This window comes from Pseudoalteromonas sp. bablab_jr011, from assembly GCF_016464045.1.
Taxonomy (GTDB): Bacteria; Pseudomonadota; Gammaproteobacteria; order Enterobacterales; family Alteromonadaceae; genus Pseudoalteromonas; species Pseudoalteromonas lipolytica.
Genome location: NZ_JACDWU010000003.1, coordinates 1 through 819, shown reverse-complemented (window position 1 = coordinate 819; position 819 = coordinate 1). Strand labels below are relative to the sequence as shown.

Annotated in this window: 2 protein-coding genes; both read right to left on the bottom strand. The window is 38.7% G+C overall.

What is annotated here, in order from left to right:
- Window positions 1–234: 234 nt before the first annotated feature.
- A complete protein-coding gene (locus tag JIG41_RS00020) occupies window positions 235–492 on the bottom strand; it encodes a hypothetical protein (RefSeq protein ID WP_199524067.1) in 258 nt (85 codons plus the stop codon).
- Between the two features lie 21 nt (window positions 493–513).
- A partial coding sequence (locus tag JIG41_RS00015; protein ID WP_199524066.1) for a hypothetical protein occupies window positions 514–819 on the bottom strand: 306 nt, incomplete at its 5' end.

Below are 819 nucleotides of genomic sequence, written 5' to 3'. Positions count from 1 at the left end.
TTGCTCTGGCGAGGCTGCAGTTATTTTTTCAGTAGGTTTAAGTATTGTTTGAACCGCTTGCTCAGTCGCCTTATCGCAGCCAGATAAAGTAATAAGTAACGTAATAAAAAGAAAATGTTTAATTAAAGTAGTCATAAATTTCTCTGAATAAATTAGCGAAACTTGATTGCGCTTGGCCAATTTTACTTTTTAAATTGTCGGCTTGTTCATTAAGATGCTCATGCGCTTCTTCTATTAATGTTTTATTATGTTAGCTATAACTCCAGCTGGGTTTTTACTGTGGTTTCCTTGCCAATATTGCTTCATCTCTTTACCTACGATAGCAACAGCATCCCTCGCGACTAACGCTGCAATTTCACAAAAAGCCTGGCATGTAATGACTTCATCGTGCTGGCAATCTAAAACTAGCATCGCTTTCGACCAGTCATCATTAATTTGTTGATAGAGATATTGCCCCAGCTGCTGTGGGATGTGTTTTGCGTCTGTGTTCATGTGCTGTCCTTAGCATTGTAGTTATAAAGTGTCGTTTTCGTATTTTTTGGCAAGCTCTTTCCATGTGTCAAAAAAACCGCCCTGAAATAGGTAACTATCTGAAACAATTAATGGTTGATAGCTTGAACCTTCAAAACCTTTGCGAGAATAGTTATATAAACTATAACCTTGATCGCCTCTTGCATTTAACCGGCCCATTAAGCGTGTTAAGCCAATATCTTCACCTTCCACAAGGTCATCAGTACTTATTGTGCCATGAGGTAATCCACCTTCGTGGGGCATTTTTGTGAAAAACTCAAACATGATGAGTATTAACGGCAGCAAAGC

Excerpts from the sequence above, each read along its gene's own strand:
- JIG41_RS00020 (WP_199524067.1), bottom strand. The coding sequence starts at position 492 with ATGAACACAGACGCAAAACACATCCCACAGCAGCTGGGGCAATATCTC.